At 70.1% G+C, this 18349-nt stretch carries 16 protein-coding genes and 1 tRNA gene; 7 read left to right on the top strand and 10 right to left on the bottom strand.

Translation table 11 applies throughout. The features are described 5' to 3' along the window. Positions 1-80: 80 nt before the first annotated feature. The 4 genes from F8566_RS26570 to F8566_RS26555 all read right to left on the bottom strand — a co-directional run bounded on the left by F8566_RS26570 (position 81) and on the right by F8566_RS26555 (position 5707). Positions 81-1523 (bottom strand): WS/DGAT/MGAT family O-acyltransferase, encoded by a 1443-nt coding sequence (locus F8566_RS26570; protein ID WP_151564456.1) that lies wholly within the window; start codon positions 1521-1523, stop codon positions 81-83. A 324-nt stretch (positions 1524-1847) separates the two neighbouring features. Further along, positions 1848-3227, bottom strand: coding sequence for a WS/DGAT/MGAT family O-acyltransferase (locus F8566_RS26565; protein ID WP_151564455.1), 1380 nt, complete (start codon positions 3225-3227; stop codon positions 1848-1850). 188 nt (positions 3228-3415) lie between these two features. Next, the gene (locus F8566_RS26560; protein ID WP_151564454.1) at positions 3416-4990 is read right to left on the bottom strand and encodes an MFS transporter; all 1575 of its coding nucleotides are present in this window, start codon (positions 4988-4990) and stop codon (positions 3416-3418) included. Positions 4991-4993: 3 nt separating this feature from the next. Next, on the bottom strand, positions 4994-5707 hold the full coding sequence (locus F8566_RS26555; RefSeq protein WP_151564453.1) for an LppX_LprAFG lipoprotein: 714 nt from the start codon (positions 5705-5707) through the stop codon (positions 4994-4996). Between the two features lie 172 nt (positions 5708-5879). Between F8566_RS26555 and F8566_RS26550 the strand changes: the two genes are divergently transcribed. Further along, a tRNA-Ile gene (locus F8566_RS26550) sits at positions 5880-5953 on the top strand. 154 nt (positions 5954-6107) lie between these two features. Then, positions 6108-7346 carry a PP2C family protein-serine/threonine phosphatase gene (locus F8566_RS26545; protein WP_151564452.1) on the top strand — a complete coding sequence of 413 codons (1239 nt, stop codon included), beginning with the start codon at positions 6108-6110 and terminating at the stop codon, positions 7344-7346. 100 nt (positions 7347-7446) lie between these two features. Here F8566_RS26545 and F8566_RS26540 read toward each other — a convergent pair whose 3' ends face one another. After that, positions 7447-8211 carry an enoyl-CoA hydratase-related protein gene (locus F8566_RS26540; RefSeq protein WP_151564451.1) on the bottom strand — a complete coding sequence of 255 codons (765 nt, stop codon included), beginning with the start codon at positions 8209-8211 and terminating at the stop codon, positions 7447-7449. Between the two features lie 114 nt (positions 8212-8325). Here F8566_RS26540 and F8566_RS26535 point away from each other — a divergent pair, with 114 nt between their 5' ends. Next, positions 8326-8730 carry a DUF7715 family protein gene (locus F8566_RS26535; protein ID WP_151564450.1) on the top strand — a complete coding sequence of 135 codons (405 nt, stop codon included), beginning with the start codon at positions 8326-8328 and terminating at the stop codon, positions 8728-8730. Then, on the top strand, positions 8730-9197 hold the full coding sequence (locus F8566_RS26530) for a hypothetical protein (protein WP_151564449.1): 468 nt from the start codon (positions 8730-8732) through the stop codon (positions 9195-9197). The genes F8566_RS26535 and F8566_RS26530 overlap by 1 nt, the downstream gene beginning before the upstream one ends. Positions 9198-9203: 6 nt before the next feature. Here the strand turns inward: F8566_RS26530 and F8566_RS26525 are convergent, their stop codons facing one another. The 4 genes from F8566_RS26525 to F8566_RS26510 all read right to left on the bottom strand — a co-directional run bounded on the left by F8566_RS26525 (position 9204) and on the right by F8566_RS26510 (position 14156). Next, complete coding sequence (locus tag F8566_RS26525; RefSeq protein ID WP_192809872.1) at positions 9204-9593, bottom strand: STAS domain-containing protein; 390 nt, start codon at positions 9591-9593, stop codon at positions 9204-9206. A gap of 148 nt (positions 9594-9741) precedes the next feature. Further along, the gene (dnaE, locus tag F8566_RS26520) at positions 9742-13308 is read right to left on the bottom strand and encodes a DNA polymerase III subunit alpha (RefSeq protein WP_151564447.1); all 3567 of its coding nucleotides are present in this window, start codon (positions 13306-13308) and stop codon (positions 9742-9744) included. Next, the gene (locus tag F8566_RS26515) at positions 13301-13837 is read right to left on the bottom strand and encodes a TetR/AcrR family transcriptional regulator (protein WP_151564446.1); all 537 of its coding nucleotides are present in this window, start codon (positions 13835-13837) and stop codon (positions 13301-13303) included. Before F8566_RS26515 ends, dnaE begins: the two co-directional genes overlap by 8 nt. Before the next feature lie 124 nt (positions 13838-13961). Beyond that, on the bottom strand, positions 13962-14156 hold the full coding sequence (locus F8566_RS26510; protein WP_151564445.1) for a CsbD family protein: 195 nt from the start codon (positions 14154-14156) through the stop codon (positions 13962-13964). Between the two features lie 302 nt (positions 14157-14458). Between F8566_RS26510 and F8566_RS26505 the strand changes: the two genes are divergently transcribed. Both F8566_RS26505 and F8566_RS26500 read left to right on the top strand, forming a co-directional pair. Then, a complete protein-coding gene (locus F8566_RS26505; RefSeq protein WP_151564444.1) occupies positions 14459-15511 on the top strand; it encodes a S1 family peptidase in 1053 nt (350 codons plus the stop codon). Between the two features lie 236 nt (positions 15512-15747). Next, positions 15748-16614: a phytanoyl-CoA dioxygenase family protein gene (locus F8566_RS26500; protein WP_225993554.1), complete on the top strand. Its 867-nt coding sequence runs from the start codon at positions 15748-15750 to the stop codon at positions 16612-16614. Between the two features lie 33 nt (positions 16615-16647). Here F8566_RS26500 and F8566_RS26495 read toward each other — a convergent pair whose 3' ends face one another. Further along, positions 16648-17376, bottom strand: coding sequence for a 3-keto-5-aminohexanoate cleavage protein (locus F8566_RS26495; protein ID WP_151564443.1), 729 nt, complete (start codon positions 17374-17376; stop codon positions 16648-16650). 149 nt (positions 17377-17525) lie between these two features. Here F8566_RS26495 and F8566_RS26490 point away from each other — a divergent pair, with 149 nt between their 5' ends. Beyond that, complete coding sequence (locus F8566_RS26490) at positions 17526-18335, top strand: SAM-dependent methyltransferase (protein WP_225993553.1); 810 nt, start codon at positions 17526-17528, stop codon at positions 18333-18335. Positions 18336-18349: the final 14 nt, after the last annotated feature.

Here is an 18349-nt window from a genome sequence, read left to right as displayed (position 1 = left end):
ACTCCCGGTAAGAGGCCTTTAGCCACTCTTTCCCAGGATATTCCCGACGTGGTTGATCGGCACAGGCCCGGCGGCGCTTTTTACCGTTTGGCGGCCTCTTCGAGCAGCTCGTTGAAGCCGCCCAGCACGCCCTTGGAGAGGACGTCCAGATCGGGCATCGCGTCGAAGTCCCCTGTGATGCCGAAATGGAGCTGCCCGCAGTAGGACACGATCGCCGTCGCCACCCGGATGCCGCCCGTCAGCGGCACGTACGGATGCATCTCCAGGACCCTGCGGCCCATCACGTACAGTGGGAAGTTCGGGCCCGGCACGTTCGTGGTGACGGTCTGGACGAGGTCCTGGCGCAACCGCACCGGGAGGCGCGCGGCCAACGAGAGCAGCGCGGGCGCCACCGCCGTGTCGGTCAGCCGGGTCAGGGCCTTCGTCCCGGCGGCCTGGTTGCTGCCCTTGACGTCGTCGGTCTGCTCGCGGACGCGGCGCAGGCGCTCCAGCGGGTCGTCGACCCCGACCGGCAGGTTGACGAAGACCGCGGCGACGCGGTTGTTGAGCTCCCCCGCCTCGTCCTTACCGCGGACCGACACCGGGACCGCCGACCGGACGCAGGTGTCGTACGTGAGCTCGCCCCGGGCGTTCAGCAGGTCGCGGTATCCGGCGGTGACGGCGGTGAGGACGATGTCGTTGACCGTGCCGCCGAGGGCCTTGCGGACCGTCTTGACGTCGTCGAGCGCCAGCTGCTGCCAGCACCAGCGCCGGTGGGGCCCGATCGGCCCGTTGAGCGAGCCGGCGGAGGGGTGGATGAAGCGCGCGGTGGCACGGCTCAGGCCGAGGGCGAAGTCGCGCAGCTCGCGGCTCGGCCGGGGTGGGCTGAGCTGGCCGAGCCCGCCGTCGAGCACGCGGATCACGGTGTCGAGGCCCGGCGTGGCGGGCAGCCCGAGGCTGCGCGCGACGTCGCGGGTCACCCCGAGCGGCTGGGTAACGGCGCGCTGGGCGGAGTCGCGCAGCAGGGCCAGGGCGGACGGCTCGGGCTCGGGCACCCACTCCTCGGGCTCGCCCGGCGGCTCGTAGTCGGGGGACATGTCGAACATCACGGTCGCCAGGTCCATGCCGGCGACCCCGTCCACCATGCAGTGGTGGACCTTGGCGATCATTGCCCAGCGGCCCTCGGTGAGCCCCTCCACCAGCCAGATCTCCCAGAGCGGCTTGTCGGGGTCGAGCCGCTGGGCGAGCACACGGCCCGCGAGGTTCCGCAGTTGCTCGTCGTTGCCCGGCGCGGGGAGGGCCGTGTGCCGGACGTGGTAGAGCACCTGGAAATGCGGGTCGTCGGTCCAGACGGGCCGGCCGAGGTGCAACGGCACCGAGCGCACGCGCTGGCGGTAGCGCGGCACGAGCGGAAGCTTGGCGACGATCGCCCGGATCAGATCGCCGTACGAGGGCACGGGCCCCTCGAACACGATCACCGATGCCACGTGCAGGGGAGTGTTCTCGTCCTCCAGGAGGTAGAAGCTGGCGTCCAGTCCGCTCATCCGATGCACGGCCTCACCGTCTCTCTGCCGCCGGGTCGGGGAAGGGTGTCGCTCGGGGGGTCGGTGGCGGCGATCCAACCCAACACCGTGAGGCAATCTCTGACAAATGCCTTGACTCCATTTGACATTCGTCACCGGAGCGAGTGCCGCTGTCAGGTAAGGCCGCGCCATCCGGATGGAAGTCGGCACGTCACGCTAACCACCGCATGTGTCAGGGACGTGAAGAATGCGGTCGTTGTTGATGGCGGTACCGGCGCGGCCTGACCACATGCGGACAATTGTCCAGCATAGGTTTGGTGAGCGTCATGTGGCCCTTGAGCTTCGTCAGCCCTCGGCGGCCAGTTCGACGAGTTCGTCCAGGGCGGACCGGATGCCGTTCGCCAGGACCTCCAGGTCCGACATGCCGTCGAAGTCGCCGGTGAGCCCGAACGAGAGCCGCCCCTCGTACGAGAAGATCGCGATGCCGACCCGCAGCCCCGCCGCCAGCGGAACGAACGGGTAGAGCCCGACGAGCTTGCGCCCCAGCACGTACAGCGGGAACGGCGGGCCGGGCACGTTCGTCACCACGGTCTGCACGAGCGGCTGGCTGTGGCTCAGCGCGTATCGCGACCCCAGCGCCATCAGCGTCGGCGCGAACCCGGCGAGTTTGGCGAGCGTCTCGCCGCCCGCCGCCTGGTGGGTGCGCTTCACGTCGTTCATCTGGCTGCGGACCTTGAACAGGCGGCGGCGCGGATCCTCCTCGCCCGCCGGCAGGTTGACCAGCACGCCGGAGACCTTGTTGGCGAGCTCGCCGCGCTCCTTCTCCGCCCGCACCGACACCGGGACGAGCGTGCGCACCCGCGTGCCGTCCTCGAGCTCCCCCCGCCCGGCGAGCAATTCGCGGAATCCGCCGGCGACGGCGGTCAGGATCACGTCGTTGACGGTGCCGCCGAACGTCTTGCGCACCGCGCGGATCTCGTCGAGGTCCGCGTGGATCCACATCCAGCGGCGGTGGGGGCCGATCGGGCCGTTGAGCGAGCCGGCCGTGGACCGCGCGAGCCGGCCGATCGCGGTCGGCGCGCCGACGCCGAGGCTGCGCAGGGTGCTCGTGCTCATCAGCCGCCTGGCCGCCTGCGGGATCGCGGCGATCTGCTTCACGGGCTCGGCGACGGCGATGCGGGCGGTGTCGGCGAGCACCGCCACCGAGGACGGCTGCGGCTCGGGCTCGGGGAGCTCGCCCACCTCGGGCCGCTCGGCGTCGGGGGACAGATCGAACAGCGTGGTCATCAGGTCCACCCCGCCGACCCCGTCGACCACGCAGTGGTGCACCTTGGTGATCAGCGCCCAGCGCCCCTCCGAGAGGCCCTCGACCAGCCAGATCTCCCACAGCGGCTTGGTCGTGTCGAGCCGCTGCGACAGCACCCGCCCGGCGAGGTTGCGCAGCTGCTCGGGCCCGCCGGGCGCCGGGACGGCGGTGTGGCGGACGTGGTAGAGGATGTTGAAGTGCGGGTCGTCGACCCAGATCGGGCGGCCGAGATGCAGCGGCACGGTCCGGATGCGCTGGCGATAGCGCGGCACCTGCGGGAGCTTGGCGAGGACCGCCCGGATCACCTCCCCGTACGTCGGGGCCGGTCCCTCGAAGACCGTCACCGACGCGATGTGGAGGGGGGTGTTCTCCGACTCGGCGAAGAAGAATCCAGCGTCCAGGCCGCTCAGCCGCTCCATGCCAGTACCGTCCCGTCGTCAGCGAGCGAGAAGGGGATCGTAGGGGACTTCCCGTCGATGTTCGCCTCAATCGGAGTTCGCCTCAATCGGACACAATGCCGAAAGGCGACATGAAATCGGACATGTGATCGGCTCGACGCCTATCGATCACCGAGTCGGCGGGGCGGCAGGCCAGCAGGCCCAGCAGGTCAGCGGGTCAGCAGTTCGTCGCGTGCGGAGTCCGACACCTCGGGATCTTCGTTCCGGACGGTCACCGCGAGGGCCAGCAGGGCACCGAGCACGCACAGCGCGGCGGTCACCCAGAACATCTCCTGGTACTGGGTGCGCAGCGCGTCCTTCAGCGCAGCCTGGTAGGCGGTCAGCTTCTGCTTGAAGCCCTCGTCGAACGGCAGCGGCATCTGGAGGTCGGCGGTCAGCGAGCGGAAGCGGTAGAACCCCCACGCCGACAGCGCGGAGATCCCCAGCAACATCCCCATCATCCGCGCCACCACGACGGCCGCCGAGGCGACCCCGTGCTGCGCCGCCGGAACGAACCGCAACACGGCCGACGACACCGGCGCGATGACGAAACCCAGGCCCAGCCCGGTCACCACCAGATCGGCGTCCATCCGGGGGATCGGCCCGTACGAGGCGTTCTCCAGATCGGCGGGCCAGCCCGAGATCAACAGGAACCCCACGCCCGCGACCGCCATCCCGACGACCATCGGCCAGCGGTCCCCGATCCGCCGGGCCACATACCCGCCCGCCACCGCCGCGATCGGCAGCGCGACCAGGAACCGCGTCAGCATCAGCGCGCCGTCCACCGAGTCCTTCTCCAGCAGCGTCTGCGCGACCAGCACCACGTCCACCAGCGTGACCATCAGCGCCGCTCCGGAGAGCAGGCTCACGCCCAAGGTCGCGAACAGCGGCCCGCGCCGCACCCCCGTCAGATCGAGCAGCTTGGTCCGCGACCGCGCCTCCCACAGCACGAAGCCCACGAGGACGACCAGGCCCGCGCCGACCACCGGCAGGCCCCACGGCGGCAGCGCCGACTCCTCCGGCTCGGGGTTGTAGAGGCCCCCGACCAGCAGCCCGAGGCCGAGTGCCAGCAGCAGCCCGCCCACCACGTCCACGCGGGCCCGCTCAGCGTTGACTGGTGCTGCGTTGCTCCGTGCCGCGTCGATCCGTGCCGTATCGATCCCTGCCGCCTCCTGCGGCCGCCCGCCCGGCACCGAGAACTGCACAGCGATCATGGCCACCGCCGTCAGCGGCAGATTGATCCAGAAGATCCAGCGCCAGTCGTCGAACGCCGCGGCGATGCCGACTCCGTACAGCGGGCCGAGCACGCTGCCCAGCTCCTGCGCGGCCCCCACCGTGCCCAGCACCACCGGGCGCTGGCGCTCCTCCCACAGGTCACCGGCCAGCGCCATGGTCACCGGCAGCAGCGCACCGCCCGCGATGCCCTGGATCACCCGTCCCGTCGTCAGCAGCGGCACGCCGCCCGCGTACGCCGTGATGGCCGACCCCAGCGCGAAGAACGCCAGGCAGGCCTGCAGGACCGCGCGCCGCCCGAACCGGTCCGACAACTGGCCCAGCAGCGGCATCGCCGCGACATAGCCCAGCAGGAAGCCGGTCAGGACCGGCGTGATCCGTTCCAGCCGGTTGATCGGGATGCCGAGGTCCTGGGTGACGGTGACGATGATCGTGGTGATGACGTACGCGTCCAGCGCGGCCAGCAGCACGACGGTGCCGCCCACGCCGATGGCGATCCGGCGGTCGGCCATGGCTTACTTCGGCGCCGCGAACTTGTACGGCGCGTTGAACTCGGTGAAGTTGATGATCACAGAGCCCTTGTCGCCGCCGCCCGCCACCGGCGGGATGTTCGCCTTGACCTTCACCAGCCGGTGGTCGGCCTTGGTGATCCACACCTGGCCGTCGATGTCGGAGGTGATCCCGGGGATCAGGCCGCCGAGCGAGTCCTTGGGCAGCGTCGCCCGCACCCGGTCGGCGTCCTTGCCGTTCACCTTCTCGGCGCCCTCGACCTTGGGGTTCGTCATGGTCGTGAGCAGCTTGGAGATGCCGCGGTCCGGATCGAGCACCGCCGACGGGTCGTACAGTGCCGCCGCCATCGTCTTGGGCACCTGCCGCCAGCCGCCCGTCACGCCCTTGATGTAGATGCTGTCGCCCAGCGCGACGATCTTCATCTCGACCGCCTGGCCGCTCTGCGTGATCTGCAGCGTGCCCTCGGCGTCGCCGCTCTTGAGCAGCTTGAGGTCACCGCTCTTGACCATGATCGGCGGCTTGCCCTCGGTGGCGAGGGTGAAGGCCACGCTGCTGAGACCGGCCATCGCCGTGGACGCCTGCTTGAGGGTCGGCGCCCCGTCGGGCTGGTTCGCGGCGGGCTTGCTCGGCTCGTCGTCTCCGCCCGAGCACGCGCTGATCGCCGTCAGCGCGAAAAGGGCCATTACCAGGGCGGCGATCCGGCCGGGGATACTGGACATAGGCGGACCCTACCGACCGGTCACCGTCCCCGTCACTCGCCGCCAGGTATGACATCGCCGCCATCCCTGAGGCGGATGCCCGTTTTCGCGGTGGCCTCCGGAAAGACCGCGCCGCTATCATGGCCCGCGGCGCGCCCCACACCTGGTCACAGCGGTTCACGGGCCCGCTCAGGGGGCGGTAGCTCAGCTGGTCAGAGCAGGGGACTCATAATCCCTGGGTCGCGGGTTCGAGTCCCGCCCGCCCTACCCAACGCGGTCTCCGCAGGCATGGGCCGGTCACTCACTCAAGGCGACGCTGGCGTCACGCAGGGCAATGAAGAGTTAGGGCGTGCTTTATCCCTGTTTGTCCATTTCGTTCGTACGATCTTCTCCGGTGGACATACCGAGGAAATCAAGGACGATGCGGAGCGACCCGATCCAGCGCGACACGATCCATGTGCCGAAGTCCAGCCACAGTCTCGCCGAACGCTGGTCACTGGCCGAACGCCTGGTGGGCCTCGGCTGGGGCGAGTGGAACCTCGTCACCGACGAGATCGTCTGGACACCCCGGCTGTACGAGGTGTACGACCGCGACCCCGCCGACGGGCCGCTCCGGCTCGATCACCTGCCTGAGGTGGTCCTCCCCGACGACCTGCCCGCCGTCCAGGAGCGGCTCCGGACGCTGTTCGAGCAGCGCAGGCCGGTTGACGGCGAGTACCGGATCCGGGGCCGGCACGGGACGCGCCATCTGCGGGTGCTCCACGAGCCGCTCCTCGACGCGTCCGGCCGGATCGTCGCCATCCGCACGCTGGCCATGGACGTCTCCGCGCAGCGCGAGGCCGCCGAGGCGCTCGACGAGACCAGGGAAGAGGTGCTCCAGGCGCGGCGGCGCGTCGAGGACGAGCGCAGGATCGCGCGCCGGCTGCGGCGGGCGCTGCTCCCGGTCCGGGAAGGGCTGATCGAGTTCCCCGGGCTGCGGGTCGCCGTCCGCTACCTGGCCGGTGAGCCGGGCAGGGTCGGCGGCGACTGGTGGAAGGCGCGGCGGCTGCCCGACGACCGGGTGCTGCTGGCGATCGGCGACGCGATGGGCCACGGCCTGGAGGCCACCGCGATGATGACCGAGATGCGGGCGGGCCTGGCCGGGCTGGCCTACACCGGTGCCGCGGCGCCCCAGCTGGCGACATGGCTGAACGAGCTGGTGTGCCACATGGTGCCTGGCGAGACCGTGACCGGGACGGCGGCGCTTGGTCACTTCGATCCGGTGAGCCGCGAACTCGCATGGACCAGTGCGGGCCACCCCCCACCGGTCCTCGTGCGGGACAGGCACGCGCGGTTGCTGGACGACCTGCCGCACGGGCCGATGCTCGGGGTCCTGGAAGAGGCGGAGTTTCCGCTCACGGTGACCGCGCTGGAGCCCGGCGACATCGTGCTGTTCTACACGGACGGCATCCTCGACCGGCAAGGCCGTGATCGCGAGGATCTCACAGAAGCCATGCTGGACGCCGTCCAGAGCGTGGCACAGCGGGTCGCACGCAGTCCCAGCCCCGAGAACGCCGGCGACGCCGCCGACCCGACGCTCGCCGTCGAACGCGTCATGCTCGCCCTGGACGCCGAGGAGTCGGCGGACGACATCTGCGTGATGGCCATCCAGGTCCGCTGAAGCCCGGCCGGGTAAGGCCCGGCTCGGCCGTCAGGTCCGGCTCGGCCGTCAGGTCCGGCTTGGCCGTCAGGCCCGGCGCGGCCCGCCGAAGACGGCCGGGTCAGGCGGGCCACTCGGGGCGGCGCTTCTCCAGGAAGGCGCTCATGCCCTCCTGCGCCTCCGGTGTCTGGCTGGACGCCGCCATCACCTCGATCGCGTAGGTGTAGGCGTCCGCCTCCGTACGGTCGAGCTGGGCGTACATGGCCTGCTTGCCGAGCGCCTTGCTGCGCGGGCTGCCTTGGGTGGCGCGTTCCAGCAGGTCGCGAGTGGCCTTCTCCAGCTCGGCCGCCGGCACCACGCGGTTGACCATGCCCCATTCGTACGCCGTGCGCGCGTCGACCACGTCGCCCGTCAGGGCCATCTCCATCGCGCGCTTGCGGCCGATGTTGTGCGAGATCGCGACCATCGGCGTGTGGCAGAACCAGCCGCCCTTGCCGCCGGGCGCCGCGAAGCCCGCGTCCTCGCTCGCCACCACCAGGTCGCAGGTCACCGCCAGCTGGCAGCCCGCCGCCGTGGCGAGCGCGTGCACCTGGGCGACCACCACCTGGGGCACCGCCTGGATCGTGCGCATGAGCTCGGCGCAGGTCTGCAGGAGGCTGCGCGCATCGGCGTGCGACGCGCCGGCCATGTCGGCGAAGTCGTGGCCGGCGGAGAACACCGGCCCGTTCGCGGCCAGCACGATCCCGAGGGCGTCGGTGCGCCCCGCCTCGCGGAACGCCTCGGTGAGTACCAGCAGGAACTCCCTGGAGAGGGCGTTGCGGCGCTGTGGCCGGTTCATGGTGATCGTCGTGACGGCGCCGTCGCGCTGGACCAGAACATCGCTCATGAACGTGACGCTACGTCAGAACGATGCAGCCCGCACGAGCAGGGGATTTCACGATCCGGTGTGAGATGTCGGACCCGCGTCGTACGGTGGGCGCGACACGAAGGGGGCCGGGCCTTGAAACTCCTCACCGCCACGAACGCCACCCAGGGATACCGTCACAACGACTTCGACTGGTGCGTCGAGGGCGAGCTGGTGCACATCGGTGTCATCTGCGCCCGCGACCAGGCCGACCCGGACGGCGGCTGCGGCTGCGGCCGCGCGTTCGCCGGGCTCAACTCGCACCGCGCCACGACGACCGCCATGATCCGGGAGATTCCGGGCTTCTCCGACGACGACTACGTTCTGGCGATCCGTTCCAGCCTGGAGCAGCAGGGGTATGACTCCTCCTATGCCGAGCACGAGGCCGCCGAGCTGCGCATCCTGGTCCGGGACTGGCCGGTGGGCGCGATCGTCGAGCGCCGGCTGGACGAGATCGTGGTGCGCGAGGTGATGCAGCCGGATCAGGAGGCCGACACCTGATGGGGCTGCCGACGTCCGACCGCCTGCTCCGGCGGCTGGACGTGCTCGTGGGGGAGTGGGAGATCACCGTCGATCTCCCCGTGCAGATCTACCGGCGTGCCTGGACGACGTTCGAGTGGCTGGAGGACAGGTTCCTCGTCCAGCACGCGGACGGGGAGCTCGCCGACGGCGCGTCGCCCGAGTGGGTGGCCGAGTCGCCGCTGCCCACCACGACGATCATGGGGCTGGACGACGCGAGCGGCGAGTTCTGCCAGCTCTTCGCGGACGCGCGGGGGATGTTCAGGATCTACCGGATGTCCTTCGACGGCGGGGTCTGGAAGTTGTGGCGCGACGCCCCGGGCTTCCACCAGCGCTTCACCGGCACCATCGTCCCGGGCGGTGCCGCCATCGAGGCCACCTGGGAAAAGTCGACCGACGGCATCGAGTGGGAGCGCGACTTCGACCTGGTCTACACCAGGGTCACCTAGCCCCAGTCAGCCGTTCAGCCAGGCGGCCAGTTCGGCGTCGGTGGGCGGCAGCAGGCACCACAACGCCTCCTCGGTGGAGGAGCAGAGCGGGATGCGCTCATGCAGCCGCAGGATGTGGAACATCTTGGCCGCGAACGGGCGCACGCCGACGGTGGCGAGGCCCACCCCGAGCTCATCGCAGCGGCGGGCCGCGGACGAGACGACGCGCAGGCCCTCGGCGTCGAAGAACGACACCCCCGCCAGGTCCAGCACCAGCGGCCGGTACGCGGCGGCGGCGAGGTCGAGCAGGCGACGGCGCACCGCGGGAGCGGACATGCGGTCCATCTCGCCGGAGAGCAGCACGGTGGTGTGCCGTTCCCCCTCCATGACGACCATGTCGACGGCGGTGTCCCTCATGGCGGCCTCGCATTCTCGTGCGCCGGTGCACCTCGTGCGCCCGTAACACAGAAGCATCGCGCGAGTACGCATGGTTGCCAAGGGGAAGGCCCGAGATTGTTTCGATCGGCTCACACGGCACCTCACACGGCGGCTCACACACGGCACCTCACACGACGTCGGCGCCGAAGGCCTCCTTGAGCTCGCTCGTCAGCGCCGCGCTCGGTGTGACACGGTAGCGGTCGTCGATGCTCATCAGCACCGACTTCGCCGGCATGGTGAGCCGGATGCGCACCTCCGTGGAACCGCCGTGCGCCAGCAAGATCTCCTTCAGGCGCCGGACGAGCGGCTGGTTGACCCTCGATTCAGCGAGCGTGATCGTGAGTACCGCGGCGGCCGCGGCGTCAGGCGGTTCCGGCACTTCCAGCTCCATGGCGACCAGGCGGGGCACGTCCTCCCGCTTGTCCAGACGGCCCTTCACCAGCACGATCCGGTCCGCGGCGAGGGCCGCCCCGGCGAGCAGGTAGGCCGACGGGAAGAACAGGCAGTCGATCGATCCGGCGAGGTCCTCGACGGTCGCGATCGCCCATGGCCTTCCCTGTTTGGTCATCTTCCGCTGGATCCCCGAGATGATGCCCCCGATGGTGACGATCGTCCCGTCTGCGAGCCGGTCGTCGCCGGTGAGCGTCGCGACGGGATGATCCGTGCGGGACCGCAGGAAACCCTCCAGGCCCAGCAGCGGATGGTCGGAGACGTACAGGCCGAGCATGTCGCGTTCCTGCGCGAGCCGGTACGGCTTGTCCCACTCCTCGGCGGAGAACTCCAGCCCCAGCTTGAAGGCGGGATCACCCTCGGCGTCCGCCGCGCCGAGCCCGAAGAGGTCGTCCTGCCCGTACGCCTGGCTGCGTTTGACGCCGATCACGGCGTCCACGGCCTGCTCGTGCCGCTCGGCGAGACCCTTGCGGGTGTGCCCGAGCGAGTCGAACGCACCCGCCTTGATCAGCGACTCGATGGTGCGCTTGTTGCAGACCACGGCCTCGGACTTGTCGAGGAAGTCGGGGAACGACCGGTAGCGCCCCTTGGCCGTGCGGGTCGCCGAGATCGACTCGACGACGTTCGCGCCGACGTTGCGCACCGCCGCCAGCCCGAACCGGATCCGCCCGTCGCCGCGCGCCGCGAAGCCCGCCGCCGACTCGTTCACGTCGGGCGGCAGGACCTGGAGGTTCATCCGGCGGCACTCGCCCAGGTAGAGCGCCATCTTGTCCTTGTCGTCGCGGACGCTGGTCAGCACCGCCGCCATGTACTCGGCCGGGTGATTGGCCTTGAGATAGGCGGTCCAGTACGAGACGAGGGCGTACGCGGCGGCGTGGGCCTTGTTGAACGCGTAGCCGGCGAACGGGACGAGCACGTCCCACACCGCCTGCACCGCCTCGTCGGAATAGCCCCTCTCGCGGCAACCCTCCCGGAATGGGACGAACTCCTTGTCGAGGATCTCTTTCTTCTTCTTGCCCATCGCGCGCCGCAGGAGATCCGCCTGGCCGAGGGAGTAACCGGCGAGCTTCTGCGCGGCCAACTGCACCTGTTCCTGATAGACCACCAGGCCGTACGTCTCCCCGAGAATGTCGCGCAAGGGCTCCTCCACCTCGGGATGGATCGGTGTGATCTCCTGCTGCCCGTTCTTACGCAGGGCGTAGTTGACGTGGGAGTTCATGCCCATGGGACCCGGCCGATAGAGGGCGTTGACCGCGGTGATGTCGGCGAACTCGTCGGGCTTCATCAGCCGCATCAGTGAACGCATGGCGGCGCCGTCGAACTGGAAGACGCCCAGGGTGTCTCCGCGCGCGAACAGCTCGTACGTCGGCCGGTCGTCCAGCGGCAGCGAGAGCAGGTCGAGGCCCGTCCCGATCGCCTTGACCGCGTCGTCCATGATCGTCAGGTTGCGCAGCCCGAGGAAGTCCATCTTGAGCAGCCCGAGTGTCTCGCAGGTCGGGTAGTCGAACTGCGTGATGACGGCGCCGTCCTGCGGGCGCATGAAGACGGGGATGTGCTCGGTGAGCGGCTCGGCCGCCATGATGACGCCGGCGGCGTGCACCCCGGTCTGGCGGATCAGCCCCTCGATGCCGCGCGCCGTGTCGACGACCGACCGCACGTCCGGCTCGTTCTCGTACAGGGCCCGGACCTCCGCCGCTTCGGCGTGCCGCGGATGCGAGGCGTCGGTGATGCCGGAGAGCGGGATGCCCTTGCCGCCGAGGTCGGCCGGCATCGCCTTGGTGATGCGGTCGCCGAGGGCGTAGGGGTGGCCGAGGATGCGGCAGGCGTCCTTCACGGCGGCCTTGGCTTTGATCACGCCGAACGTGACGATCTGCGCGACCCGGTCGGCGCCCCAGCGGTCGGTCACGTACTGGATCACCTCGCCGCGCCGCCGTTCGTCGAAGTCCACGTCGATGTCGGGCATCGAGACGCGCTCGGGATTGAGGAACCGCTCGAAGATCAGGCCGTGCGGGATGGGGTCGAGGTCGGTGATGCCCAGCGCGTAGGCGACGAGCGCCCCGGCCGCCGAGCCCCGGCCGGGCCCGACCGCGATGCCCCGCTCCTTGGCCCACATGATGAAGTCGGCGACCACGAGAAAGTACGAGGGGAAGCCCATGCGGGCGATCACGTCCATCTCGTACTCGGCGCGTTCGCGATAGGCGTCCTCCTGGCCTCCGGGGAAGCGGCCTCTGGGGAAGCGGCGTGCGAGCCCGCGCCACACCTCCTCCCGGAACCAGCTCTCCTCGGTGTGACCCGCGGGGACGGGGAAGCGCGGCAGCAGGTCCTTCTTCTCGAACATGCCGGTGGTGTCGACGCGTTGGGCGATGAGCGCGGTGTTGCGGCATCCCGACTGCCAGGCGTCCGAGGAGTCGATCGTGTACATCTGCTCGGGCGACTTGATGAAGTAGCCGGAGCCGTCGAACCGGAACGCGGGAGCCTCCAGCTTGGATGCGGTCTGCACGCACAGCAGCGCCGAATGCGCCGTGGCCTCACGTTCGTAGGTGTAGTGCGAGTCGTTGGTGACGACGTACGGCGCGTTCAGCCGGCCCGCGATCTCCTCCAGTCCGGCGCGCGCCCGCCTGTCGATCTCGATGCCGTGGTCCATCAGCTCGACGAAGAAGTCGTCCTTGCCGAAGATCTCCTGCAGTTCGCCCGCCGCCCTGAACGCCTCGGCCTGCTGGCCCAGCCGGATGCGGGTGGCGACCTCGCCCGAGGGGCAGCCCGTGGTCGCCATCAGGCCCTCGGCGTGCTCGGCGAGCAGTTCGCGGTCCACGCGCGGCTTGCGGAAGTGCCCCTCCAGGGCGGCGCGCGACTGCAGGCGGAAGAGATTGTGCAGGCCCGTCGCGTTGTACGCCCAGATCGTCATGTGCGTGTACGCGCCCGCGCCCGAGACGTCGTCCCGCTTCTGTGCGAGGCTGCCCCAGCGGACCGGCTTCTGGACGGAACGATGCTCCGGCGCGACGTACGCCTCGATGCCGAGCACCGGGGTGATCCCGGCGGCGGTGGCCTGGGTGAAGAAGTCGTACAGGCCATGCAGGTTGCCGTGGTCGGTCATCGCGACCGCGTTCATGCCGAGGTCGCCGACCGCCCGGACCAGGTCGCTGAGCCGCGCGGCACCGTCGAGCAGCGAGTATTCGGTGTGTACGTGAAGGTGGGCGAATCGACGGGCGGAGTGACGGGCGGAGTGGTGGGCGGAGTCAGGCATCCTCGAGCCGCTCCAGGAGTGCCCGCAGGCCGTGCTTCACCTCGTCGGCGGTGAGCGCCCGCTCCGGGTCCACCAGCCACTGCTGGGACAATCCCGCGATCAGGGCCATGTGGATCGACGCCACCGCCCGCGCCGTCCGGTCGTCGGCCTCGGGGTCGATCCCGTAGATCGTCGCCGCCAGTTCGGGCCGGGCGCGCTCGAACGCGGCGGCGATGTGCTCGCGGACCTCCGGGATGTGCTCGGCCTGCGCCATCGCCTCCAGCGTGGCGACCAGCATCGGGCGGCTGGCGGGCAGCGACTCCATCGTCTGCTTCCAGGTGTCGCCGGCCGGGACGACCGTGTCGCCCCAGGCCTCCACCGTCTCCATGAGCGCGGCGATGAGCAGCGCGTCCTTGGAACCGTAGTGGTAGTTGATCGCGGCGTGGTTGGCCCCCGCCTCGGCCGCGATGTCGCGCGAGCTCGTCCGCGCGTAACCCCGTTCCGCCAGGCAGCGCTTGGCCGCCGCCAGCAGGCTCTCCCGTTGACTCATGGTGCCGACCCTAGCGCTAAACCATCCAGTTGGTTAAACCATTTGGTTATGCCGTTTGGATAAAATCTGGAACATGAGAGAGGGCCCCTCGGCGTCGAGGGGCCCCTCTCAGCGGGGTCTCAGATCACCGCTTGAAGGTGTCGCGCGCTTCCTTGGCCGCGTCCTTCGCCTGCTCGCCGACCTGCTTGGCGCCACCGGCCATCCGGTCCCTGCGGCCCTCGGCCTCCAGGTAGGGGTCGCGCGTGTCGCGGCCGGCCTCTTCCTTGCTCCGGCCCTTGGCCTTCTGGGCCTTGTTCTTGAGCTTGTCGAGGAATCCCATGATCCCTCCTTCCGTACGATCGTCGTACGCCGACGACCTGCCCGTTCCTCCGCGATCTATTCGCCGGGCCCGCCGAAGTCGAGTCATGCCGGCGTGTGGCCGGATCCGGCCACGAGCGTACGGGTGGCTGGGGCGGAACGATTCATCCGTCCCTGACATGGGTCTTGCGCAGGTTTGCCAGACGAAGTCAGGCGATTGAGCAAATTCTCCCCTTGTCGCCAACACGAGGCTTCTTCACGATTCACATGACTCCCAGGGCATGTCATCCGGACCTGCCTTGACTCATTGGAGGCACAGTGAGGATGAGACCCATCCGCCCCGTCACTGTCGTGAGCCTGGCCGCCGCCACCGCCGCCGCCATGCTGACCGCCGTCCCCGCCGCACAGGCGGCCCCCCCGTCCCCCGCCCCCTCTCCCGACGCGAGCACGCTGGCCACCTCCCTGGCCAAGAAGCTCGGCTCCCGCAGTGCGGGCTCCTACCTCGACGGCGGCAAGCTCGTCGTCACCGTCGCCGACGCCAGTGCCGCCCAGCAGGTGCGGGCGGCCGGCGCCGTGCCCAAGACCGTTCTCCGGAGCGGCGCGGCCCTGAAGAAGGTCACGGACGCCATCGACCGTTCGGTCAAGGTGTCCGGCACGGCATGGGCCGTGGACTCCACGACGAACCAGGTCGTGCTCTCGTACGACGACTCCGTCACCGGCGCGAAACTCGCCAAGGTACGCGCCGCCGCCGCCAAGCACGGATCCGCCGTCCGCCTCGAGCACGTCGCCGGCAAGTTCAGTCTGAGGATCTCCGGTGGCCAGGCCATCTACACCGGAGGCTCTCGCTGCTCCCTCGGCTTCAACGTCCGTAACAGCGCAGGCACGACGTTCTTCCTGACCGCCGGGCACTGCACCAACATCGGGTCCACGTGGTACGCCAACTCCAGCAGGACCACCGTGCTCGGTACCCGGACCGGCTCCAGCTTCCCCGGCAACGACTACGGCATCGTCCGCTACACCAACACGTCGATCGCCAAGGGCGGCGACGTCTACCTCTACTCCGGCACCCAGGACATCACCTCGGCGCGCAACGCGGTCGTCAACGAGACCGTCCGCCGCAGCGGCAGCACCACCGGCGTGCGCAGCGGCCGCGTGACCGCCCTCAACCAGACCGTCCGCTACGCGGAGGGGACCGTGACCGGCATGATCCGGACCACGGTCTGCGCGCAGCCCGGTGACAGCGGCGGCTCGCTGTTCGCCGGCAGTGCCGCCCTCGGCCTGACCTCCGGCGGCAGCGGCAACTGCACCACCGGCGGCACGACCTTCTTCCAGCCCGTCACCGAAGCGCTCAGTGCCTACGGCGTGAGCGTCTACTAGATCACCCGAAACGGATAGATCGCCGCAACGGACTGCGGAACACAGCAGGGGTCCCCGGTGCCGGGCCGACGGCGCCGGGGATCCCGCACGCCGGGGTGCGCGCCGGCTCCGACGACGAGAGCGGTTAGGGTACGGAATCATGACGACCGGATTCACTTGACGCTGACGCGCGCGTGCTCCGCCGCCGTCTCGACGTGTCCACGACCCGTACGAGACGACGACCAAGGAGACGACACGTGTCCCGTCACGTTTTCAGTCAGAGTGAGATCTTCTCTCACACGCAGATCTTCAGTCATACGGAGATCGCACACTACGAGGCGTTCGGCTTCGTGGTGCTCCGCGGCCTGCTCACGGCCGGCGAGGTCGCCCGCCTCAAGGACGAGGTGACCACCGAGCTGACCGCCGCGTTCGGCGGGCTCGGCACCGATCCCGGCGACGAGGGCGGCATCTCGGGGGACTACCTGCCGCTGACGGTGGACCGCGCTCCGTTCGCGCAGTCCCTGATCGCCGACGACCCGCGGTTCTTTCAGGGAGCCACCGAACTGGCCGGCTCGCCGATGGTGCCGGCGCCCGGCACGGCCATCTGCTTCACGGCCAACGCCGGATGGCACACCGACGTCGGGCCGGACGTCCGCGGGGTGAAATTCCTCGTCCACCTCGACCGGAGGACGGCCGAGACCGGCGCGCTGCGCGTCCTCCCCGGCTCGCACGAGCCCGCCTTCGCCCGCCGCGTCGAGCGGTACCTGTCCCGGGACCCCATGAACCAGGGTTTCCCGCCGGGGCTGCCCACGCCGGACACCGTCCTGGAGACCGAGCCCGGTGACGTCCTCGCGTTCGACCTGCATCTCCACCACCGCTCCCAGGGCGGGGAGAAGCGGCTGGCCTGGTCGATCGAGTACATGGAATGGCCGGGCATCGTCGACGAGAGCAGGAAGAAGCTCGTCCGCGATCTGATCGACCCCGACGGCGACCACTCCGGCGAGGACGTCGACCAGGACCGCTGGCCGGTCTGGCGGGAGTGGGCAGCGGGCGCCCCCGGCAGGGCCTCACGCCAGACCGCTCTCGAACGGCTCGAACTGCTGGAGGTGCCCGGCCTGACGTGAGCGCCGGGGTGGCCGACGTGAGCGTCGGCGCTGTCAGGCGGACCGCTGGGGTTGTCCGGCGTGCTCGGAGAGGATCACCCGGGCGGCTCTGACCAGCGCGGCGTTGTCGGGCGCGGCGGAGCCGTCCGGGAGCTCCAGCGTGTCCTCCAGGCCGATCCGGGTGTCCAGCCCCAGCGATGCCGCCAGCCGCAGAACCGGCCATGCGCCGCCCTGCTCGCCGTGCAGCAGGACCGGACGTTCGTTCGGCGCCAGCTCGGCGAGCAGGGCGGCGGCCGTCTCGGGCGCCGTCCGCGGATCGCTGTCGACCACCTCGGCGAGCACGCGCAGGACACGATGCCGGGACGGCCAGGCCAGGAAGCGCCGGGCCGCGTCGGTGCCGGAGAAGATGCCCGCCTCGATCGCCACCCCGTGGTCCAGCAGCGCGTCGGCGACCGGTTCGGCGCCCTCCTCGTGCCAGTTGACGGAGGCGTGGTCGGGGAGGACCTTCCAGGACTCGATGAGATCCACGCGGCGGCGGGGGTCGGGGCACGCCCAGGCGCCGGTGGTGACGCCGACGCGGATCCCGGGCGCGGCGGCGCGGACGGCCTGGATCGCCGCGGCGACATGGTCGGGATCGAGGGAGTCCAGGCCGTCCGGACCCTTGGGATGCAGATGGATGTCCTCCGCGCCCGCGACGACCGCGTCCCGTACGGAAGCGGCGAGCTCGTCGGGGGAGAACGGCACGGAGTGGTCGAGGGGACCGTTCGGGCACACCTGAAGCATGGCCCGATCCTCCCAGATGGAGGTGACCAGGCCGGTGACCCCAGGGTCGTTGAATCCGCCGGGCTGGGGTTTCGTGTCCGTTTCGCCGCTCTCTGGTGACAACTTGGCGGAAGACCGTAAGATCTCGTGAAAAGTCAACGGTCGGAGTGATGCGGATGGACGGCTGCCAGGGGCCTGGCGGCATCGATCTGAGCGTGCCGAACGTCGCCCGCATGTACGACTACTACCTGGGTGGCAAGGACAACTACGCCGCCGACCGCGCCCTTGCCGACCAGGTCCTCAAGGTCGCGCCGCAGACCCCCGCCCTCGCCCAGGAGAATCGTGCCTTCCTCCAGCGGGCGGTCCGTTACCTGGCGGGTCCCGCCGGGATCGACCAGTTCATCGACATCGGGGCAGGCCTTCCCACGCTCGAGAACACGCACGAGGTCGCGCAGCGGGTGGCACCTGACGCACGCGTCGTCTACGTCGACAACGACCCGGTCGTGCTCGCCCACGGCAGGGCGCTGCTCCAGGGCGCCGCGGGGACCAGAGTGGCCCAGGCCGACGCCCGCCGGCCGGACGACATCTTCGGCTCGCCCGAGGTGACCGGGCTGATCGATCTCGACCGCCCGGTGGCGATCCTGCTGGTCTCCGTCCTGCACTGCCTGCGCGACGATGAGGACCCCTGGAAGATCGTGGCGCGCCTGCGGGACGAGACGGCACCGGGCAGCCACCTGGTGATCTCGCACATCACCGCCGCCGACCACGCCGAGAGCGCCCAGGCGGGCGCGGACGTCTACCGAAGCGCCAGCAACACGATGACGCTGCGCACCCACACCGCCATCCGGCGTTTCTTCGACGGCTTCGAGCTGCTCGAACCGGGCCTGGTGCGGCTCACCGAGTGGCGTCCCCAGGAGGGCACCGAGCCCCGCCGGGACCTTCCGACCTGGTACTTCTGCGGCGTCGGCCGCAAACCCTGAGACACCGACCATCC

Source organism: Actinomadura rudentiformis (assembly GCF_008923185.1).
Lineage (GTDB): Bacteria > Actinomycetota > Actinomycetes > Streptosporangiales > Streptosporangiaceae > Spirillospora > Spirillospora rudentiformis.
This window is presented reverse-complemented; position numbering and strand designations above follow the sequence as displayed.

Excerpts from the sequence above, each read along its gene's own strand:
- F8566_RS26570 (WP_151564456.1), bottom strand. The coding sequence starts at position 1,523 with ATGAGCGGACTGGACGCCAGCTTCTACCTCCTGGAGGACGAGAACACT.
- F8566_RS26565 (WP_151564455.1), bottom strand. The coding sequence starts at position 3,227 with ATGGAGCGGCTGAGCGGCCTGGACGCTGGATTCTTCTTCGCCGAGTCG.
- F8566_RS26560 (WP_151564454.1), bottom strand. The coding sequence starts at position 4,990 with ATGGCCGACCGCCGGATCGCCATCGGCGTGGGCGGCACCGTCGTGCTG.
- F8566_RS26555 (WP_151564453.1), bottom strand. The coding sequence starts at position 5,707 with ATGTCCAGTATCCCCGGCCGGATCGCCGCCCTGGTAATGGCCCTTTTC.
- F8566_RS26545 (WP_151564452.1), top strand. The coding sequence starts at position 6,108 with ATGCGGAGCGACCCGATCCAGCGCGACACGATCCATGTGCCGAAGTCC.
- F8566_RS26540 (WP_151564451.1), bottom strand. The coding sequence starts at position 8,211 with ATGAGCGATGTTCTGGTCCAGCGCGACGGCGCCGTCACGACGATCACC.
- F8566_RS26530 (WP_151564449.1), top strand. The coding sequence starts at position 8,730 with ATGGGGCTGCCGACGTCCGACCGCCTGCTCCGGCGGCTGGACGTGCTC.
- F8566_RS26525 (WP_192809872.1), bottom strand. The coding sequence starts at position 9,593 with ATGAGGGACACCGCCGTCGACATGGTCGTCATGGAGGGGGAACGGCAC.
- dnaE (WP_151564447.1), bottom strand. The coding sequence starts at position 13,308 with ATGCCTGACTCCGCCCACCACTCCGCCCGTCACTCCGCCCGTCGATTC.
- F8566_RS26515 (WP_151564446.1), bottom strand. The coding sequence starts at position 13,837 with ATGAGTCAACGGGAGAGCCTGCTGGCGGCGGCCAAGCGCTGCCTGGCG.
- F8566_RS26510 (WP_151564445.1), bottom strand. The coding sequence starts at position 14,156 with ATGGGATTCCTCGACAAGCTCAAGAACAAGGCCCAGAAGGCCAAGGGC.
- F8566_RS26505 (WP_151564444.1), top strand. The coding sequence starts at position 14,459 with ATGAGACCCATCCGCCCCGTCACTGTCGTGAGCCTGGCCGCCGCCACC.
- F8566_RS26495 (WP_151564443.1), bottom strand. The coding sequence starts at position 17,376 with ATGCTTCAGGTGTGCCCGAACGGTCCCCTCGACCACTCCGTGCCGTTC.
- F8566_RS26490 (WP_225993553.1), top strand. The coding sequence starts at position 17,526 with ATGCGGATGGACGGCTGCCAGGGGCCTGGCGGCATCGATCTGAGCGTG.